Origin of the sequence: Paracoccus laeviglucosivorans (assembly GCF_900182695.1) — a bacterium.
GTDB classification, from domain to species: Bacteria; Pseudomonadota; Alphaproteobacteria; order Rhodobacterales; family Rhodobacteraceae; genus Paracoccus; species Paracoccus laeviglucosivorans.
The window spans coordinates 69228-84450 of the sequence record NZ_FXTK01000012.1; the positions used below are offsets into that span (position 1 = coordinate 69228).

Consider the following 15223-nt stretch of genomic DNA (forward strand, 5'->3'; position numbering starts at 1 on the left):
TCGCCCGTTCCGTGCCGGAGCCTTGCGGCTGCAGGTGCGGTGATTGCCGACTTACAGGGCCACGCGAACCTCGCCCTGAACCACCTCGACGGCATAGGTTTTCAGATTGGCGCAGGCAGGCAGGCGCAGCGCCTCTCCGGTGCGATAATCGAAGGCGCCGGAATGCTTGGGACACTCGACTTCGTAATCCATCACCAGACCGTCGGCCAAATGGATCGCTTCGTGCGTGCAAAGCCCGGCGGTGCAGTAAACGCTGTCATCGGGCGCGCGATAGATCGCATAAGTCCGTCCGGCATGGTCGAAGCGGATGGCGCCTTCCTGTTCGATGTCGTCCAGATGGCAGGCGGTGACCCAGTTCACGGTATCCCTCATTCGGTGGCTCCATTGGCTTGCTTGCGGGCTTCGCGGGCTGCGAGCTTTTCCTTGCGCTGGCGGTAGCGGGCCTGCATCCGCGCCTCGCCTTCGGCAGAGCCGTCGTGCCAGGTGCCGAACCACTTATCCAAGGGGATCAGAGCATCGCCGTAATTCACCTCGAAATACTTGTGGTGCAGGTAATGGGCATATGCGTGGCTATCGATCAGCTTGTCGTCACCAAGTTCAACCTTGTCGAAGCCGACATGGCCGGGGATCGCGCCAAAGCCCGCGTAATGCAGTTGATACAGCATCAGGATCGGGTTCGACGGCAGGATCAGGTGCCAGAACGCCGTTCCCAGATACATCAGATGTTCGACCGGATGCATTGACAGCGACGACCACGGCGAAGGGTTCACCGAATTATGGTGCACGGAATGCACCCATTTATACAGGAACGGCGTGTGGATCAGGCGATGCACGCAGAAAAAGTGGAATTCGTGGATGATCGGCACAACCAGCGCGACCAATGCCAGCGTCCACGGATTTTCCGCGAAGCTCAGCCAAGGCGCATAGCCGTTGGCATAGGCCCAAAGCATCACAACCTCGATCCCGGTCCAGATCGTGACGCCCGACAGGAAGGTTCGCAGGATGTTGTCGATATTCTGGCTTTCGAACCAGAACGCCTTGCTTTTCTGATCCGCGGGAAACTTGCCGTTGTATTTGAAGCGGTTTTCCTGACGCTTCAGCACGTAAAGATGCAGCTCGAATGCGCCGTAAAACAGCAGGACGCAGATCGCGTTGACAGCGTAAAGCCATGCCGCCCAGCCGATGCCGATGGTCTGCATCCGTTCGACCGGCGGAATGACCCACGCCCAATAGGCAACTGCGGACGCGGCAAAGATGGCGTTCCAGGGAAAGAAATAATGCGGGATCCAACGCAGCAGCGCCCGAAGGCGTGGCGGAAACTGGAACAGAGGCGCAGTCTGGACCGGCTCATTCGGGGACCAGTCGCCGCGCTTGTTGCGCTTGCCGTATTTCAGATCATCCATGAGCCTACCCCCTGCTGAATGCGTCAGAGAGGGCGCTTGCCTGCACCATGGCCCTTGGACCGTTCCCTCCCCTAGTAGCCAAGGATTTAGCAGCGAGGATCAGAGCAGGCCAAAGCTGCGTTGATCAGATTTGATCAAAGGCTTTCAGCGGTGATGGTGACAAAGCGGATGGGGCTGGTATCGGGTTCGATCCCGGTCAGCCCGATACGGCGCAGGACCAGGTCGATGGCGCGGCGGGCCTGCGCCTCGGGGGCCTGATCCAGAACCACGTCCATCACCCCGTCACGCAGGGCGCGGTCGGTGTAATCGGTCAGCTCATGCCCGACATAGAAGATGTCCCTGCCCCGCGGATCACGTCGCAGCACGTCGATCAGCGCGGCATTCGCGCCGCCCGCATTGTAAAGCGCGGCCATGTCGGGATGACGCTTCAGCGCCGCGAACAGCAGATCGGCACTGCGGCTTTCGTCGTCAAGGCTGAAGCCCATCCAGTTGAATTCCAGCCCCTTGGCCGGGTGATCGCGCAGATAATCCGAAAAGCCGGCGATCCGCTCTCGATGCACGCGATAGATCGGATGGCCCAGTGCCATGACCGGCCCCCTACCCCGCGCCATGCGCGCGGTAAACAGCGCCGCGCTGCGCCCTGCCGCGTAATTGTCGATCCCGACGAATTCGCCCGCACGATCCGAGGCGCGCGTGACCACATTGACCACAGGCAGACCGTTCGCGGCCACCGCTTCGACAGCGGCGCGGATTTCGGGATTGTCCGGCACAGCAAGGATCAACCCCGCGCGGCGCATTGCGGTCGATGCAATGCGGGTGGCGATCTGGCGGGGGTTCATTTCTTCGGTAAACGTGCGATGGACGACGATCACCGGATCAAGCGTCGCAGCGATGCGTTCGAACGCCTTGCCCAAGCGGCGATAAAACGTCGTCTCGGGGCGGACCAGCATCACCTCGATCCGGTAAAGACCATGATGCGAGTCGGGCAGCTTCTTTGAATAATTCAGCGCACGCGCGGCAGTCACGACCCGTTCGACCAGTTCCGGGCGCACGCCACCCCGGCCGTTCAAGACCCGTTCGACCGTCGCCGTGCCGACACCGGCACGCTGCGCGATATTTTGCAGGGTCGGTTTGATCATATCGGACTCGCATCGCCAAAGACATCGCTGAAAAGCTGCGCGGGGTGATCAAGATGACCCCGCGCAGATGATGAATATTTGCATCTTTCATGCCTTATCCGCATAATTATTGATATATGCGGATAACATGAACATCACGCCTCACCGCGCAGAACACGCTCCACTGCGGTCAGCACCCGGTCCATCAGATCGCGATCGAGGTCAGAGCCGGTCAGTCGGATCAGCAGCCCCTGCGAGTCGCGCTTGTGCTGCAGATGAACACCTTGCGCGACGGCGACAGCCGTTCCGCTGGAGACTTGGCGCGGGCGACCGCCGCGTGCGTTGTCCCTACCCCCTGTTTCAGCGATCACAGCAATAGGCTCAATCGAACGCCATTCATCCTCGGCGCTTTCGATCGCGTCAGACGACAAGGCAGCACGCAGACGCTCGGCCATGCCCGCACGCAAAGCTGTCGCAAGCCGCAAGCCCTGCCGTTCACTAAGCGCCTGCGGGAACTTCAGCAGATCGCCAAGCTCCTCGTGGATCAGCGCAAAGGACCGCAGCTTGGATCGCTTGGCCTTGGAGCCTGATGCAAACAACGCATCCACTGCCGCCTCGACCGTTTCAAACGCGCCATTTTCGGCGGCGACCACGGCCACCCGGCCACGCTCATACTGGCTAAGTCCGGCGCGGATTTCGTTCTCTTCGACCATCGCGACGAACGCCTCGGCTGAGCCTTCGGCTTTGCGAACCAGCGCGCGGATTGTCAGATATTCCTCGCGCCCGGTTTCGGCCAGCAACGCACGCACCGCGCCCAGACGACGATACCCCGAGATCAGGCCGTAACGCTGCTCGCCCTGTGGGACGGCAAGCTCGAAAATCTCGATGGGCAGCCGCAGACCGTGACTGCGGATAGAGGCCTTAAGTTCGGCCATCTCCTCGGGATCCAGAGACATCCGGTCGCGGACCATCTCATCAGCCACGATATCGGACAGCGCAATGTCGCGAACCAGAAGCCCGCGGGCCTCGGCATCGCGCAACCGTGCGGCGTCTTTGCGATCCCGCGCCTGCTCGGCCCGTTCATCGGTGGTCGCGGTCTGCGTCAACGCGGCAGCCTCGGCGGCGACGGTCGCGATTGGTGCGGCCAGACCCAGCGGATCTCGTCGGGTTTCGCGCGCGAAACCTTCTTCGATCTCGCGGAGCTGATCCTGCGTCGGGGTTTCAAGCTGCCTGCGTTTAGCCATTATTCTTTTCCTTCATCGCCAGATCGCGCCACCAGGCACCGATCAATATCTCCTTCACCTCGGCATAAGTCCGGTCGAATGTTTCACGACCACGCGAATACGTCTCGCGATTGAAGTCGCGATAATCTGCCTCATAGATCCCATTGACCTGCTCGCCGGCCTGACCGACCAGGGCTGTATAGTCCTGTCGGTATGTCGTCATGAAATCGCCGAAATATGCCTGAATGACATTGGCCAGATTGGTCTGCTGCGCAGCATCAAAGCGCGTGATGATCGCGCGGACGACATCCCATTCGAATTTCATCTCAGGCAGACCCTGCCTGCGCCTGACCGAATTTTCCCCATCCTCGATACTGGCAAAAGTCGAATACAGCATGTCAAAGAAGCGCCCGGTCGAGTCAAACTCCAGGAACGACGCCCCCAGAGGCACCAGCAGAATATCCGCTGCCGCCAGCGCGTTTATCGTCAAATAACCCAGCGCTGGCGGGGTATCCAGCAAGATGATGTCATATTGCTCAAGCAAGGACTCGCGTTCCAGAAAGCCGGTCAAGGCATCCCAAAGCGGCCAACCACGTAATGTCATCCGCCAGACAGGAATCTGAAACTCGGCCCAATAAAGGTTTAGCTGCGCACCGATCAGATCGATGTTTGGCCAGTGGGTTTTCTGGATCACATCGCTGGCAGAAACCTTCAGCGCCTCGGACAAGGTTTCATCGAAGGGCAGGGGGGCTTCGCCCTGCGCGGCCCTGACCTTGTTCTCGGCCTCGAGCGCAAGCGCGTAATCCTTGGCCAGCAGCGGGAATACGGTCTGCCATTCATCCGCAACCTTGCCGCCCATGATCGAGGTCATGGAGCCCTGGCTGTCCAGATCGATCACCAGCACGCGATAGCCGTCAAGCGCGGCAGACATCGCAAGATGCGCGGCCGTCGAGGTCTTGCCAACGCCCCCCTTGAAGTTCGCCACTGCTATGACCTTTGCGGGCAGATCCTTTGGCCGGAACGGGCGGTATTCCTTGCTGCTGGCACCCTCTTCGGCAAAGAAGTTACGCAGCGAAATCACTTCCTCAAGCGTGAACCACTTCGTGCCGCCTTCGCCGATGCCTTGCGGCAGATCCGGGTTTTGCTTCAGCACGCGCCGCAGATGAGCCGGAGCGACAGGGATCAGATATTTGCATATCTCCCAAGTGGAAAACTTACGCAGCCGTTTTGCTCCATCGGGTGCATAACCCCGTTTCGCCAGATCGGTGCGGCCACGTGCAGCAAATGCCGCGGCTTTCGCGAATCGCGCCGTGTCGATAGGATCACCAAGACGTGTCGCTGCCTCGCGTGGATCCAGGCTGAAATATGGTGGAAGCAAAGATTCGGGTTTTTTTGACATATTCAGGTGGCCTGTATGATGTGCGCCATTCGGGCGTCTGTGGTGCGAAGTATCGCACATCGTTCTTAGCTATGGAATCGATAAGGGGCATTTCGCGAAAAGATTGGGGTTTCGCAGCGAAAACCCTAAATCATCGCTTTCAGCCGCAACACAAATGTTGAGATTCTTTAAGCAGCTTTAGAATCTTTATTGCGCATTACCAGTTGAATTTTATTCTTATATTCAGTTATAGGAACCCGGTTACAGGCGCTAAGGTGCCTGTTTTCAGGACGTAAGGCATCCGGTTGCGGGATAAACGGCTCCGATTCGCAGTAATTTGGGCCCCTACGTGCAGGATGCCGTGTTTTTCCCAATGATTTTGCGAAACCTGCCAACGTCGGCGAACATGGCTACCGCAAACGGGTTCCTATGCTGTATGTGCTAGGACCGAAAGGAACCCACCTACAGGATGGGCAGCACTCAAGGAACAGGCACCTAACTTGGTATTGCCGCAAGGTGCCTGCGCATGTCATGATCTATCGCAGAATCCGGCAAACGGGTCACCGAAAGGGGCAAGATGAACGAGCGTGCGATGAACCTGACCGGCGCCCTGCGGCGCGGGTCAGTCAAAAAAAATGTTGCCGCCATCCATGTGTCGGGCAAGCTGACGCTTCTGCAGCGCAAGCTGTCGAATGTGCTGCTGTTGAATGCCTATGACAACCTGATGACCCGGCCAAGCCATCGGATCGATGCACGGACCTTGTGCATGATGATCGGCTATAACTCGAACGACATGGAGACGCTGAAGCAGGCGCTGCGCAGTCTGGCCGAGACTTTGGCCGAATGGGACATGCTCGACGAAAAGGGCAAGCAGGAATGGGGCGTGTCGGCATTGCTGTCTTATGCGCGGCTGCGGGGCGGTGTTTGCGAATACGCCTATTCGCCCGCACTGGCCGAAAAGCTGCATGACCCAAAAGTTTTCGCGCTGATCAACCTGAACATCCAGAAGCGCTTTTCCAGCGGTCATGCCCTGGCACTTTATGAGAACTGCTACCGCTTTGTCAGGACAGGCAGCACGGGTTGGTGGTCGATTGACCTGTTCCGCCGCCTGATGGGGGTCGATGGCAGTGCCTATTATGAAAACTACAAGCATCTGAACGCCAAGATCATCAAGCCTGCGGTGGCCGAGGTGAACAGCAATTCAAACATCATCGTCACCCCCGAAACCCGCAAAGAGGGCAGGGCGGTCGTCGAGATCCGTTTTCGCATCAAGGAAAACCCGCAGCTTGCGATGTTCGACATCGACGATCAGGAAGGTGTGCGCAAAAGCCCGACCTATGCGCGGCTGGTGGAACTGGGCGCCAGCGACCGTCTTGCCCGCCAATGGATCGCCGAGCATGGCGAGGGGTATGTGGGGCAAAAGCTCGACTATGTCTCCGCGCAAAAAGGCGTGGAAAGCCCGGTCCGCTATCTGTCCGTCGCGCTCAAGGATGATTTCACGCCCGAGCCTGCGCCGGTGACCGTCAGCCCGGAAATGCGGGCGGCGGTGCAGTTGCTGGTGCAGGATCGCGCCGAGGCGGACGATCGGGCCGAGGCGCAGCGCCGCGCGCGCGATGCGGACCGGCGCTGGCGGGCCACGCGGATCGACCGGGTTCGCGAGATCGCCGAAAGCCGCAACCCGACCCAGCGCGATGCCGATCGGCGCATGTTCCTGTCGCGGTTGGAAGATGAATTGGGGCGGTCGGATTTTGTGCGGCACGGCTGGGCCTCGGCGCTGAACGCACGCGAGATCATGGCATTCTGGGAAGACATGGTTCCCGGTATTTTCGAAGATGTGGACGACCGTCAGGGCTAGCCCGACAGCGCCTGCGCCATCTGCAACAATTGGTCACGCGCATCCGACCGGCTGCGCCCGGCAGTATCGTCGGGATGCTCGATAAAGGCGCAGGTCAGCACGCCGATGGCCTCGCCCTCGATCCCGGCGACAGGCACGCTTATATCTGTCACGCCATATAGCTGGCCCGAGGGTTCTGCCCGCCAGCCCTGTTGCCGAAGCTGGCTCAGATGGCTTTCGACCCGCGCCAGTTTGGCGGGGGCATCGACGACGCCCCAGATGCCCAAAGTATCGACCGCACGGGCAGGGGACTGAAACGCCAGCAGTGTCAGGCCCGATCCGGTGGTGAACAGATCGACCTGCCCACCCAGCCGGGCGCGAAATTCCCAATGCCCGATCGGGCTGGCCTGTGCGACCACGATCCCAGTGCCCTGTTCCGGGACGACCAGATGGCAGGATTGCCGCATCTCACGCGCGAATTCGTCCATCATCGGCTGGGCTTGCGCCACCAGCCGCCGCAGCGGCGGATGCCGCGTGGCCAAAAGATACAGCTTCATCGTCAGCGCATAGCGGTCGCCGCCCTCGATCCGGGTGACATAACCTCGGGCGACCAGCCGTTCCAGCATTCGGTAAATCTGCGATGGGCTTAGCCCCATTTCCTTGACGATTTCGGCCCGCGTCAGACCGCGCGCTTGGTCGGAAAGCACTTCAAGAATATCCAGACCCTTGTCCAGCGCGGGGGCACGATATCTGTCAGCACTGTCCTGAATATCGTCGGCCATCGCGGTCGCTCCAAGGAATCGCTTGCTTGGGTTATTCATATGTAGATAGCTTATTCATATAAGAACCGCAGCGAAAGGCCCAAGAGGGGGTGGAAGCAGGCGGTAATCGTTGCTTTGGGAGGGGTGGCGATGAGATTTCGGAACGCGACGCGCCATGTCCGATGCCTGCCTTTGGCAGCGCATGTCGGGATGATCCTATGACCGATCTTGTGCGGATGGAGGGCATCGACAAGCGGTTCCCCGGCGTTCATGCGCTGAAATCCGTAGGCTTCGATCTGCGCCCGGCCGAGGTCCACGCGCTGATGGGCGAAAACGGTGCCGGGAAATCGACGCTGATGAAGATCCTGTCCGGCGTCTATCACCCCGACGAGGGCCGCATCCTGATCGACGGGGCCAAGGTGGCTTTGCCCACGCCCGGCGCGGCGCAGGCACTTGGCATCGGCATCATCCATCAGGAACTGGCCCTGATGCCCGACCTGACCGTGGCGCAGAACATCTGGATCGGGCGGGAACCGCGCCTGTCCCTTGGCCGTATCGATGAGGCGCGTCAGAACGCTGACACCGCCGCATTGTTTGCCGCGATGAACATCCGCATGGACCCGCGGGCCCGTGTCGGCGGCCTGTCCATCGCGCGTCAGCAGATGGTGGAAATCGCCAAGGCGCTTAGCCACCGGTCCCGCGTCCTCATCATGGACGAACCGACCGCCGCGCTGAACGATGCCGAGATTGCCGAGCTGTTCACCATTATCCGCCAGCTTCGCAGCGAAGGCGTCGGCATCATCTATATCAGCCACAAGATGGACGAGATTCGCCAGATCGCCGACCGCGTGACGGTGATGCGCGACGGCGCCTATGTTGGCACGGTTCAGGCGGCGGACACGCCGATCTCGCGGATCATCCAGATGATGGTGGGGCGCGAACTGGCCGATGCCGCTGCGACCATCCCCGATTTGGCCGGGTCCGGGACCGCGCTGGAGGTCCGCGACCTGACGCGCGGCACGGAATTGCGCAAGATCAGCTTCACCCTGAAACGCGGCGAGATTCTGGGCTTTGCGGGCCTGATGGGGGCGGGGCGCACCGAACTGGCCCGCGCGATCTTTGGCGCGGAACCAGCCGACGGCGGCGAGATTCTTGTGCAAGGCCGCGCGGTGACGATCCGCAGCCCCGCCGACGCGGTGCAGGCGGGCATCGGCTACCTGTCCGAGGATCGCAAGCATTTCGGGCTGGCGCTGGGGATGGACGTGCGCGCGAATATCGCCATGGCCAGCCTGCCGCGCTATGCCGACCGCATCGGCCGCATCCGCGAACCCGAGCTGGCCCGCATCGCCCGCGATTATATACAGACGCTGGCCATCCGCACCCCCGGCGACCGGCAGGAAGTCCGACTGTTGTCGGGCGGCAACCAGCAGAAGGTGGTCATCGCCAAATGGCTGCTGCGTGATTGCGACATCCTGATCTTTGACGAACCGACGCGCGGTATTGATGTGGGCGCAAAGGCCGAAATCTATCGCCTGCTGGGCGAATTGGCGGCAGAGGGCAAGGCGATCATCGTCATCAGCAGCGAATTGCCCGAGGTGCTGCGCCTGTCCCATCGCATCGCCGTGATGTGCGAAGGCCGGCTGACCGGCATCCTGCCCGGCGGCGCCTCGCAGGAACAGATCATGGAACTGGCCACCCGTCGCGAGACGCTGGCTGCGGAATGAGGGACCAAGCATGAGTGAGAAACAGGCCCGCAGGGGCGCAGCACAGCAGAAGCTTCTGGCCTTTGCCAGCCTGATCGTGCTGGTCGTCGGCTTCTCGCTGGCAAGTCCGGCCTTTTTCCGCATCGACAATATCATGTCGATTCTTCAGGCCACATCTGTGAACGGCGTGCTGGCGGTCGGCGTCACACTGGTCATCATTACCGGCGGGATCGACCTGTCCATCGGCACGCTGATGACTTTTTGCGCCGTCATGTCGGGCGTGGTGCTGACATGGGGTGGAATGCCCCTGCCGCTGGGCGTCATCGCGGGGATCGCGACGGGGGCGCTTTGCGGGCTGATCTCGGGGACGCTGGTTGCCAAGGCCAAGATCCCGCCCTTCATCGCCACTTTGGGGATGATGCTGATCCTGAAGGGGCTGTCGTTGATCGTCACCGGCACCAAGCCCATCTATTTCAACGATACCGAGGGTTATACGACCATATCCCAAGGCTCGCTGATCGGGTCGATCATCCCGCAATTCCCGCTGCCGAACGGAGTGCTGATCCTGTTCATCGTCGCCGCCGTTATTGCATGGGTGCTGGGGCGCACGGTGTTGGGACGCTATACCTTCGCGCTGGGATCGAACGAGGAAGCCGTGCGCCTGTCCGGCGTCGATACCGACCGCTGGAAAATGGCGATCTATGCCTTGGCGGGCGGCATCGTGGGGATCGGGGGCATCCTGATCTCCAGTCGTCTGAACTCGGCCCAGCCAGCGCTGGGGCTGGGATATGAGCTTGAGGCGATCGCAGCCGTGGTCATCGGCGGCACGTCGCTGGCCGGGGGCAGGGGCACGATCTTGGGCACGCTGATCGGCGCGCTGATCATGTCGGTCTTGACCAATGGCCTGCGCGTCATGTCGGTCGCGCCGGAATGGCAGACGGTCGTGACCGGCGCCATCATCATCGTCGCCGTCTATGCCGACCAGTTGCGGCGGCGGGCGGCGGTCTGACTTCAACCTTGGGAGGGGATGGAATGTTTACCAGACGGGGAATGATCGGCGCGGCGACCGCGCTGGCGCTGATGACCGGGGCAACCGGAGCCATGGCGCAGGACAAGATGTCCGTGGCGCTTATATCCAAAGGCTTCCAGCACCAGTTCTGGCAGGCGGTCAAGCAGGGCGCTGACAAGGCCGGGGCCGATCTGGGCGTCGATGTGACGTTCGAGGGGCCGGATAACGAAACTCAGGTCGACAAGCAGATGGACATGCTGGCGGCGGCCTTGGCCAAGAAACCGTCGGCCATCGCGCTGGCGGCGCTGGACAGCCAGGCGGTGATCCCGCAGCTGAAACAGGCGCAATCGGCAGGCATTCCGGTTCTGGCCTTCGATTCAGGCGTCGATAGCGACATTCCGGTGGCGACGGCCAGCACCGACAACGTGGCGGCTGCGGCCATGGCTGCCGACAAGATGGCAGAGCTGATCGGCGGCTCGGGCCAGATAGCGGTCGTGGCGCATAGCCAGACCTCGGCCACCGGCATCGACCGGCGCGACGGTTTCGTCAATGAGATCAAGGAGAAATACCCCGAGATTCAGATCGTCACCATTGAATACGGCGACGGCGACCATCTGAAATCGACCGAGATCACCAAGGCGATCCTTGCCGCCAATCCCGACATCAAGGGGATCTTCGGCACCAATGAGGGCTCGGCAATCGGCGTGCTGAACGGCGCGCGCGAAATGAACTCAAAGGTCGTCGTGGTCGGCTTCGACAGCGGCAAGGCGCAGAAGGACGCGATCCGCTCGGGCGCAATGGCGGGTGCAATCACGCAGAACCCGGTCGGCATCGGCTATGAAACCGTCAAGGCCGCCGTCGCCGTCGCCAAGGGCGAGACGGTGGCCAAGAACATCGACACCGGCTTTTTCTGGTACGACAAGTCGAATATCGACGCGCCCGAAATCGCCGCTGTTCTTTACGATTGACAACCGGGGGCCACGCGCCCCCGCACTGAAAGGCACGGCATGACCCGTATCACAGGCCTGCGCACGGTGGATGTGCGCTTTCCGACCAGCGCGCATCTGGACGGCTCGGACGCGATGAACCCGGACCCGGATTACTCCGCGGCCTATGTCATTCTGGAAACGGACGGCCCGCATCAGGGTCACGGCCTGACCTTTACCATCGGGCGCGGCAATGAAATCTGCATTGCCGCGATCGAGGCGCTGCGGCCCTTGGTCCTTGGCCTTGATCTGGGCTGGGTCGCGCAGGATATGGGTCGGTTCTGGCGCCACATCACCAGCGACAGCCAGTTGCGCTGGATCGGCCCGGACAAGGGCGCGATCCATCTGGCGACGGGCGCGGTGGTCAATGCCGTCTGGGACTTGTGGGCGAAATCCGAGGGCAAGCCGGTCTGGCAACTGGTCGCCGATATGTCGCCCGCCGAATTGGTGCGCTGCATCGATTTCCGCTATCTGACCGATTGCATCACCCCGGAATGGGCGCTGGACTTCCTGACCGCTCAGGCGCGGGGCAAGGCGGATCGCATCGCCACCCTGCGGGCCGAGGGCTATCCCTGCTATACCACCAGCGCGGGTTGGCTGGGCTATGACGACGCCAAGCTGCGCCGCCTGTGCCGCGAGGCGGTAGATGCCGGGTTCCGCCACATCAAGATGAAGGTCGGCCGCGATCTGGACGATGACATCCGCCGCCTGACCATCGCGCGGGACGAAATCGGCCCCGACGTGAACCTGATGATCGACGCCAATCAGGTCTGGGAGGTGGATCAGGCCATCGACTGGGTGGGCAAGCTGGCCTTCGCGAAACCGTGGTTCATCGAGGAACCGACCAGCCCCGACGACATCGCGGGCCACCGCGCCATCCGCGCCGGCGTGGCCCCGGTGCAGGTCGCCACAGGCGAGATGTGCCAGAACCGCATCATGTTCAAGCAGTTCATCATGGAGGGCGCGATCGACGTGGTTCAGATCGACGCCTGCCGTCTGGGCGGGTTGAACGAGGTGCTGGCCGTGATGCTGATGGCCGCCAAACACGGGCTGAAGGTCTGTCCCCATGCGGGCGGCGTGGGCCTGTGCGAATATGTCCAGCACATGTCGATGATCGACTATCTGTGCATCGCGGGCACCCGCGAGGGCCGGGTCATCGAATATGTCGATCACCTGCACGAACATTTCCTGGCCCCCTGCGTGATCCGGGATGCGGCCTATATGCCGCCGACCGCGCCGGGCTTTTCCATCCAGATGCATGAGGCGAGCCTTGAAACCTACCGCTTTCGCGGGGGGGCCTGATGGATCTGCATCTGCAAGGCAGGGTGGTGATCGTGACCGGCGGCGGCTCGGGCATCGGGGCCGGCATCACCGAAGTGCTGGCCGAAGAAGGTGCGCGTCCGGTCATCGTCTCGCGCAGTGCGCCGGACGGGGAATGGTTGGCGCGCACGGGGGCGGATTTTGTTCAGGCCGAACTCTCGGACGATGCTGCTTGCCGCGCGGCGGTGACGGCCATTCGCGAAAAGCACGGCCCGGTCTATGGGTTAGTGAACAATGCAGGCGCGAATGACGGCGTGGGGCTGGACCGTGGACCTGACGATTTCCGCGCCAGCTTGGATCAGAACCTGATCCATTACTTCACCATGCTGCAAGCGGTGCGGGATGATCTGCGCAGCCAGCAGGGTGCGGTCGTCAATATCAGCAGCAAGACGGCGCTGACGGGGCAGGGCGGCACCTCGGCCTATGTCGCGGCCAAGGCGGCGCAACTGGGCCTGACGCGGGAATGGGCGGTCGAGTTCCTGCCCGACAACGTCCGCGTCAACGCCATTGTCGTGGCCGAGGTGATGACGCCGCTTTACCGCCGCTGGCTGGACACACTGCCTGATCCGCAGGCGGCTCTGGCACAGATCACTGCCCGGATCCCTTTGGGCAAGCGCATGACCACGGCGCGAGAGATTGCGGATAGCTGCGCCTTCCTGCTGTCGGATCGCGCCAGCCATATCACCGGGCAATGGCTGCATACCGATGGCGGCTATCTGCATCTGGACCGCCGGATCGGCTAGCCCTGCGGCATTCCCAGATGCTGGCGCATTGCCTCGGCCGCCGAAGGGGCGATCAGCGAGCCGTGCGATTCATCGGGATGGGGGCGATAGGTGACGCGCAGCCCGCCGATCCCCGAAAGCGCGGTGACGATTTCAGGCGTCTCGGGCTGCGGATTGGTATCACCGCGCCGCTTGCCGCCCGAACGCGCGATCAGCAAATCGGTCGGCTGTGCCAACTGCCCGCCCGCAGCGGCGATGCCGCCCGCGAATGCCACAGCTTCCCGCATCGCCTCGCCCGAGTTCCACCATGTCGAAGGGTCCGCAGCTGCGAAATGCCGAAACAGCCGGGGGCGCGTGAACAGGGCGTGCAGCACGAAAAGCCCACCCAGCGAATGGCCGTACAGCGTCAGGTCATCGGCGTTCAGCGCCACTCGCCCGCCCAGTTCAGGCAGCAGCTGGCGTTCGATCATCATCAGCAGCGCCTCGCGCCCGCCTGTGGGGCGATCACCGGGACCGCGCAGGCGTTCTCCGGTCGGCACCACCGGCTGCATCGCGGTCGAGGTCAAATCGTTCCACCGGCGATCCGTGTCGAAACGATGCCCGCCGGGATAGCCCACACCCACCAGAACCACCGGCGCATCGGGGGCCAGCATCTGACGATGATGCCAGAATATGGGGAATGTCGCGTTGCCATCGACCGCGATAATCGCGGAATAGCCCTGCGGTGGCGCGGGCACGGACGGCATACCGACCAAGATTTCCCAAGGGGCGGCGGATGGGCCGATCTGGAAGGTCGTCGCGCGCGGATCGTCGATGATCTCGGCGGGTCCGTCGCCCGGACGGCGACGCTGTTCCTGTGCCAGCGCACCTGTGGCAAGGACAAGGGGAAGCGCGGCCAACAAGCCGCGGCGCGAAAGGGGATAGGTCATGAATAGCTCCGACAATTCCGCGTCTTCTGGCGAAAGTGGCTGGAGCAACGCAGGCGCAAGCTAGCAAGCCCGCCGCCGGATGAACAGGCCGCCGCGCCGATATTGAAACGCGGCGGCGGGCATCGTCATATCAGATCAGGACCGGAACCGGAGTTTGCAATGTCACCATCCCCCGACGCCATCGCGGCCGATCTGCTGCCGCGCCTGATGACGCTTGCGGCCAAGGGGCGACAGCTGGTCGCATTGGCAGGCCCGCCGGGCAGCGGAAAATCCACCATCGCCGAGGCTTTGCACCGCGCCATCAACGCGCATACGCCCGCCACCTCTGCGATCCTGCCGATGGACGGGTTCCATTACGACGATGCGGTTCTGCGCGAACGCGGCGCGTTGTCGCGCAAGGGCGCGCCGCATACCTTCGATGTCGGCGGGTTTCGCGCCCTGTTGGCGCGTTTGCGCGCCAATGCCGAGGCAGAGATCGCCGTGCCGGTCTTTGACCGCCGCCTTGAAATATCGCGTGCGGGCGCACGGATCATTCCGCAAACCACGCCGTTGATCATCGTCGAGGGGAATTACCTTCTGCTGGACAGCCCGCCCTGGACGGAACTGGCCGGGCAGTTCGATCTGACGATTGCGCTGGATGTGCCGATGCCCGTCTTGCGCCAACGGCTGATCGGGCGCTGGCTGGATCACGGCATGACCCTGACCGAAGCCGAGGCGAAGGCATTGGGCAACGACCTGCCCAACGCGGAAACGGTGCAGGCACATGGCCGCGCCGCCGATATTACCCTGACGATGGGTGGGGAGGGCGAAGGGGATTGACCCCTTCGCCGATGTTTT

At 62.1% G+C, this 15223-nt stretch carries 14 protein-coding genes; 7 read left to right on the forward strand and 7 right to left on the reverse strand.

What is annotated here, in order from left to right; translation table 11 throughout:
* Window positions 1-51 precede the first annotated feature (51 nt).
* From FN835_RS13270 to FN835_RS13290, 5 genes are all read right to left on the reverse strand, one after another.
* Window positions 52-372 carry a MocE family 2Fe-2S type ferredoxin gene (locus FN835_RS13270; protein ID WP_221930421.1) on the reverse strand — a complete coding sequence of 107 codons (321 nt, stop codon included), beginning with the start codon at window positions 370-372 and terminating at the stop codon, window positions 52-54.
* Window positions 369-1403 carry a sterol desaturase family protein gene (locus FN835_RS13275; RefSeq protein WP_142663708.1) on the reverse strand — a complete coding sequence of 345 codons (1035 nt, stop codon included), beginning with the start codon at window positions 1401-1403 and terminating at the stop codon, window positions 369-371. Before FN835_RS13275 ends, FN835_RS13270 begins: the two co-directional genes overlap by 4 nt.
* Before the next feature lie 134 nt (window positions 1404-1537).
* Window positions 1538-2542, reverse strand: coding sequence for a LacI family DNA-binding transcriptional regulator (locus FN835_RS13280; RefSeq protein ID WP_142663709.1), 1005 nt, complete (start codon window positions 2540-2542; stop codon window positions 1538-1540).
* A 134-nt stretch (window positions 2543-2676) separates the two neighbouring features.
* Window positions 2677-3765 (reverse strand): ParB/RepB/Spo0J family partition protein, encoded by a 1089-nt coding sequence (locus FN835_RS13285; protein ID WP_142663710.1) that lies wholly within the window; start codon window positions 3763-3765, stop codon window positions 2677-2679.
* Entirely contained in the window at window positions 3758-5143 is a 1386-nt protein-coding gene (locus FN835_RS13290; RefSeq protein WP_142663711.1) for an AAA family ATPase, read from the reverse strand. The genes FN835_RS13285 and FN835_RS13290 overlap by 8 nt, the downstream gene beginning before the upstream one ends.
* Window positions 5144-5699: 556 nt before the next feature.
* Here FN835_RS13290 and FN835_RS13295 point away from each other — a divergent pair.
* Complete coding sequence (locus tag FN835_RS13295) at window positions 5700-6977, forward strand: replication initiation protein (RefSeq protein WP_142663712.1); 1278 nt, start codon at window positions 5700-5702, stop codon at window positions 6975-6977.
* On the opposite strand, the gene FN835_RS13300 is transcribed toward FN835_RS13295, so the two are convergent.
* A complete protein-coding gene (locus tag FN835_RS13300; RefSeq protein ID WP_142663713.1) occupies window positions 6974-7738 on the reverse strand; it encodes an IclR family transcriptional regulator in 765 nt (254 codons plus the stop codon). The genes FN835_RS13295 and FN835_RS13300 overlap by 4 nt on opposite strands.
* Window positions 7739-7935: 197 nt before the next feature.
* Between FN835_RS13300 and FN835_RS13305 the strand changes: the two genes are divergently transcribed.
* From FN835_RS13305 to FN835_RS13325, 5 genes are read left to right on the forward strand one after another with little or no spacing between them, the layout of a single operon-like run.
* Window positions 7936-9441, forward strand: a complete 1506-nt coding sequence (locus tag FN835_RS13305; RefSeq protein WP_142663714.1) for a sugar ABC transporter ATP-binding protein — start codon at window positions 7936-7938, stop codon at window positions 9439-9441.
* 10 nt (window positions 9442-9451) lie between these two features.
* Window positions 9452-10429: an ABC transporter permease gene (locus FN835_RS13310; protein ID WP_142663715.1), complete on the forward strand. Its 978-nt coding sequence runs from the start codon at window positions 9452-9454 to the stop codon at window positions 10427-10429.
* A gap of 23 nt (window positions 10430-10452) precedes the next feature.
* Complete coding sequence (locus FN835_RS13315) at window positions 10453-11397, forward strand: ABC transporter substrate-binding protein (RefSeq protein WP_142663716.1); 945 nt, start codon at window positions 10453-10455, stop codon at window positions 11395-11397.
* A gap of 39 nt (window positions 11398-11436) precedes the next feature.
* The gene (locus tag FN835_RS13320) at window positions 11437-12717 is read left to right on the forward strand and encodes an L-fuconate dehydratase (protein WP_142663717.1); all 1281 of its coding nucleotides are present in this window, start codon (window positions 11437-11439) and stop codon (window positions 12715-12717) included.
* Window positions 12717-13478, forward strand: coding sequence for an L-fucose dehydrogenase (locus FN835_RS13325; protein WP_142663718.1), 762 nt, complete (start codon window positions 12717-12719; stop codon window positions 13476-13478). The genes FN835_RS13320 and FN835_RS13325 overlap by 1 nt, the downstream gene beginning before the upstream one ends.
* Here the strand turns inward: FN835_RS13325 and FN835_RS13330 are convergent.
* Window positions 13475-14386, reverse strand: a complete 912-nt coding sequence (locus FN835_RS13330) for an alpha/beta hydrolase (RefSeq protein WP_142663719.1) — start codon at window positions 14384-14386, stop codon at window positions 13475-13477. The genes FN835_RS13325 and FN835_RS13330 overlap by 4 nt on opposite strands.
* A 159-nt stretch (window positions 14387-14545) precedes the next feature.
* On the opposite strand from FN835_RS13330, the gene FN835_RS13335 reads away from it, so the two are divergent.
* The gene (locus tag FN835_RS13335) at window positions 14546-15205 is read left to right on the forward strand and encodes a nucleoside triphosphate hydrolase (protein ID WP_142663720.1); all 660 of its coding nucleotides are present in this window, start codon (window positions 14546-14548) and stop codon (window positions 15203-15205) included.
* The last annotated feature ends 18 nt before the right edge of the window (window positions 15206-15223 follow it).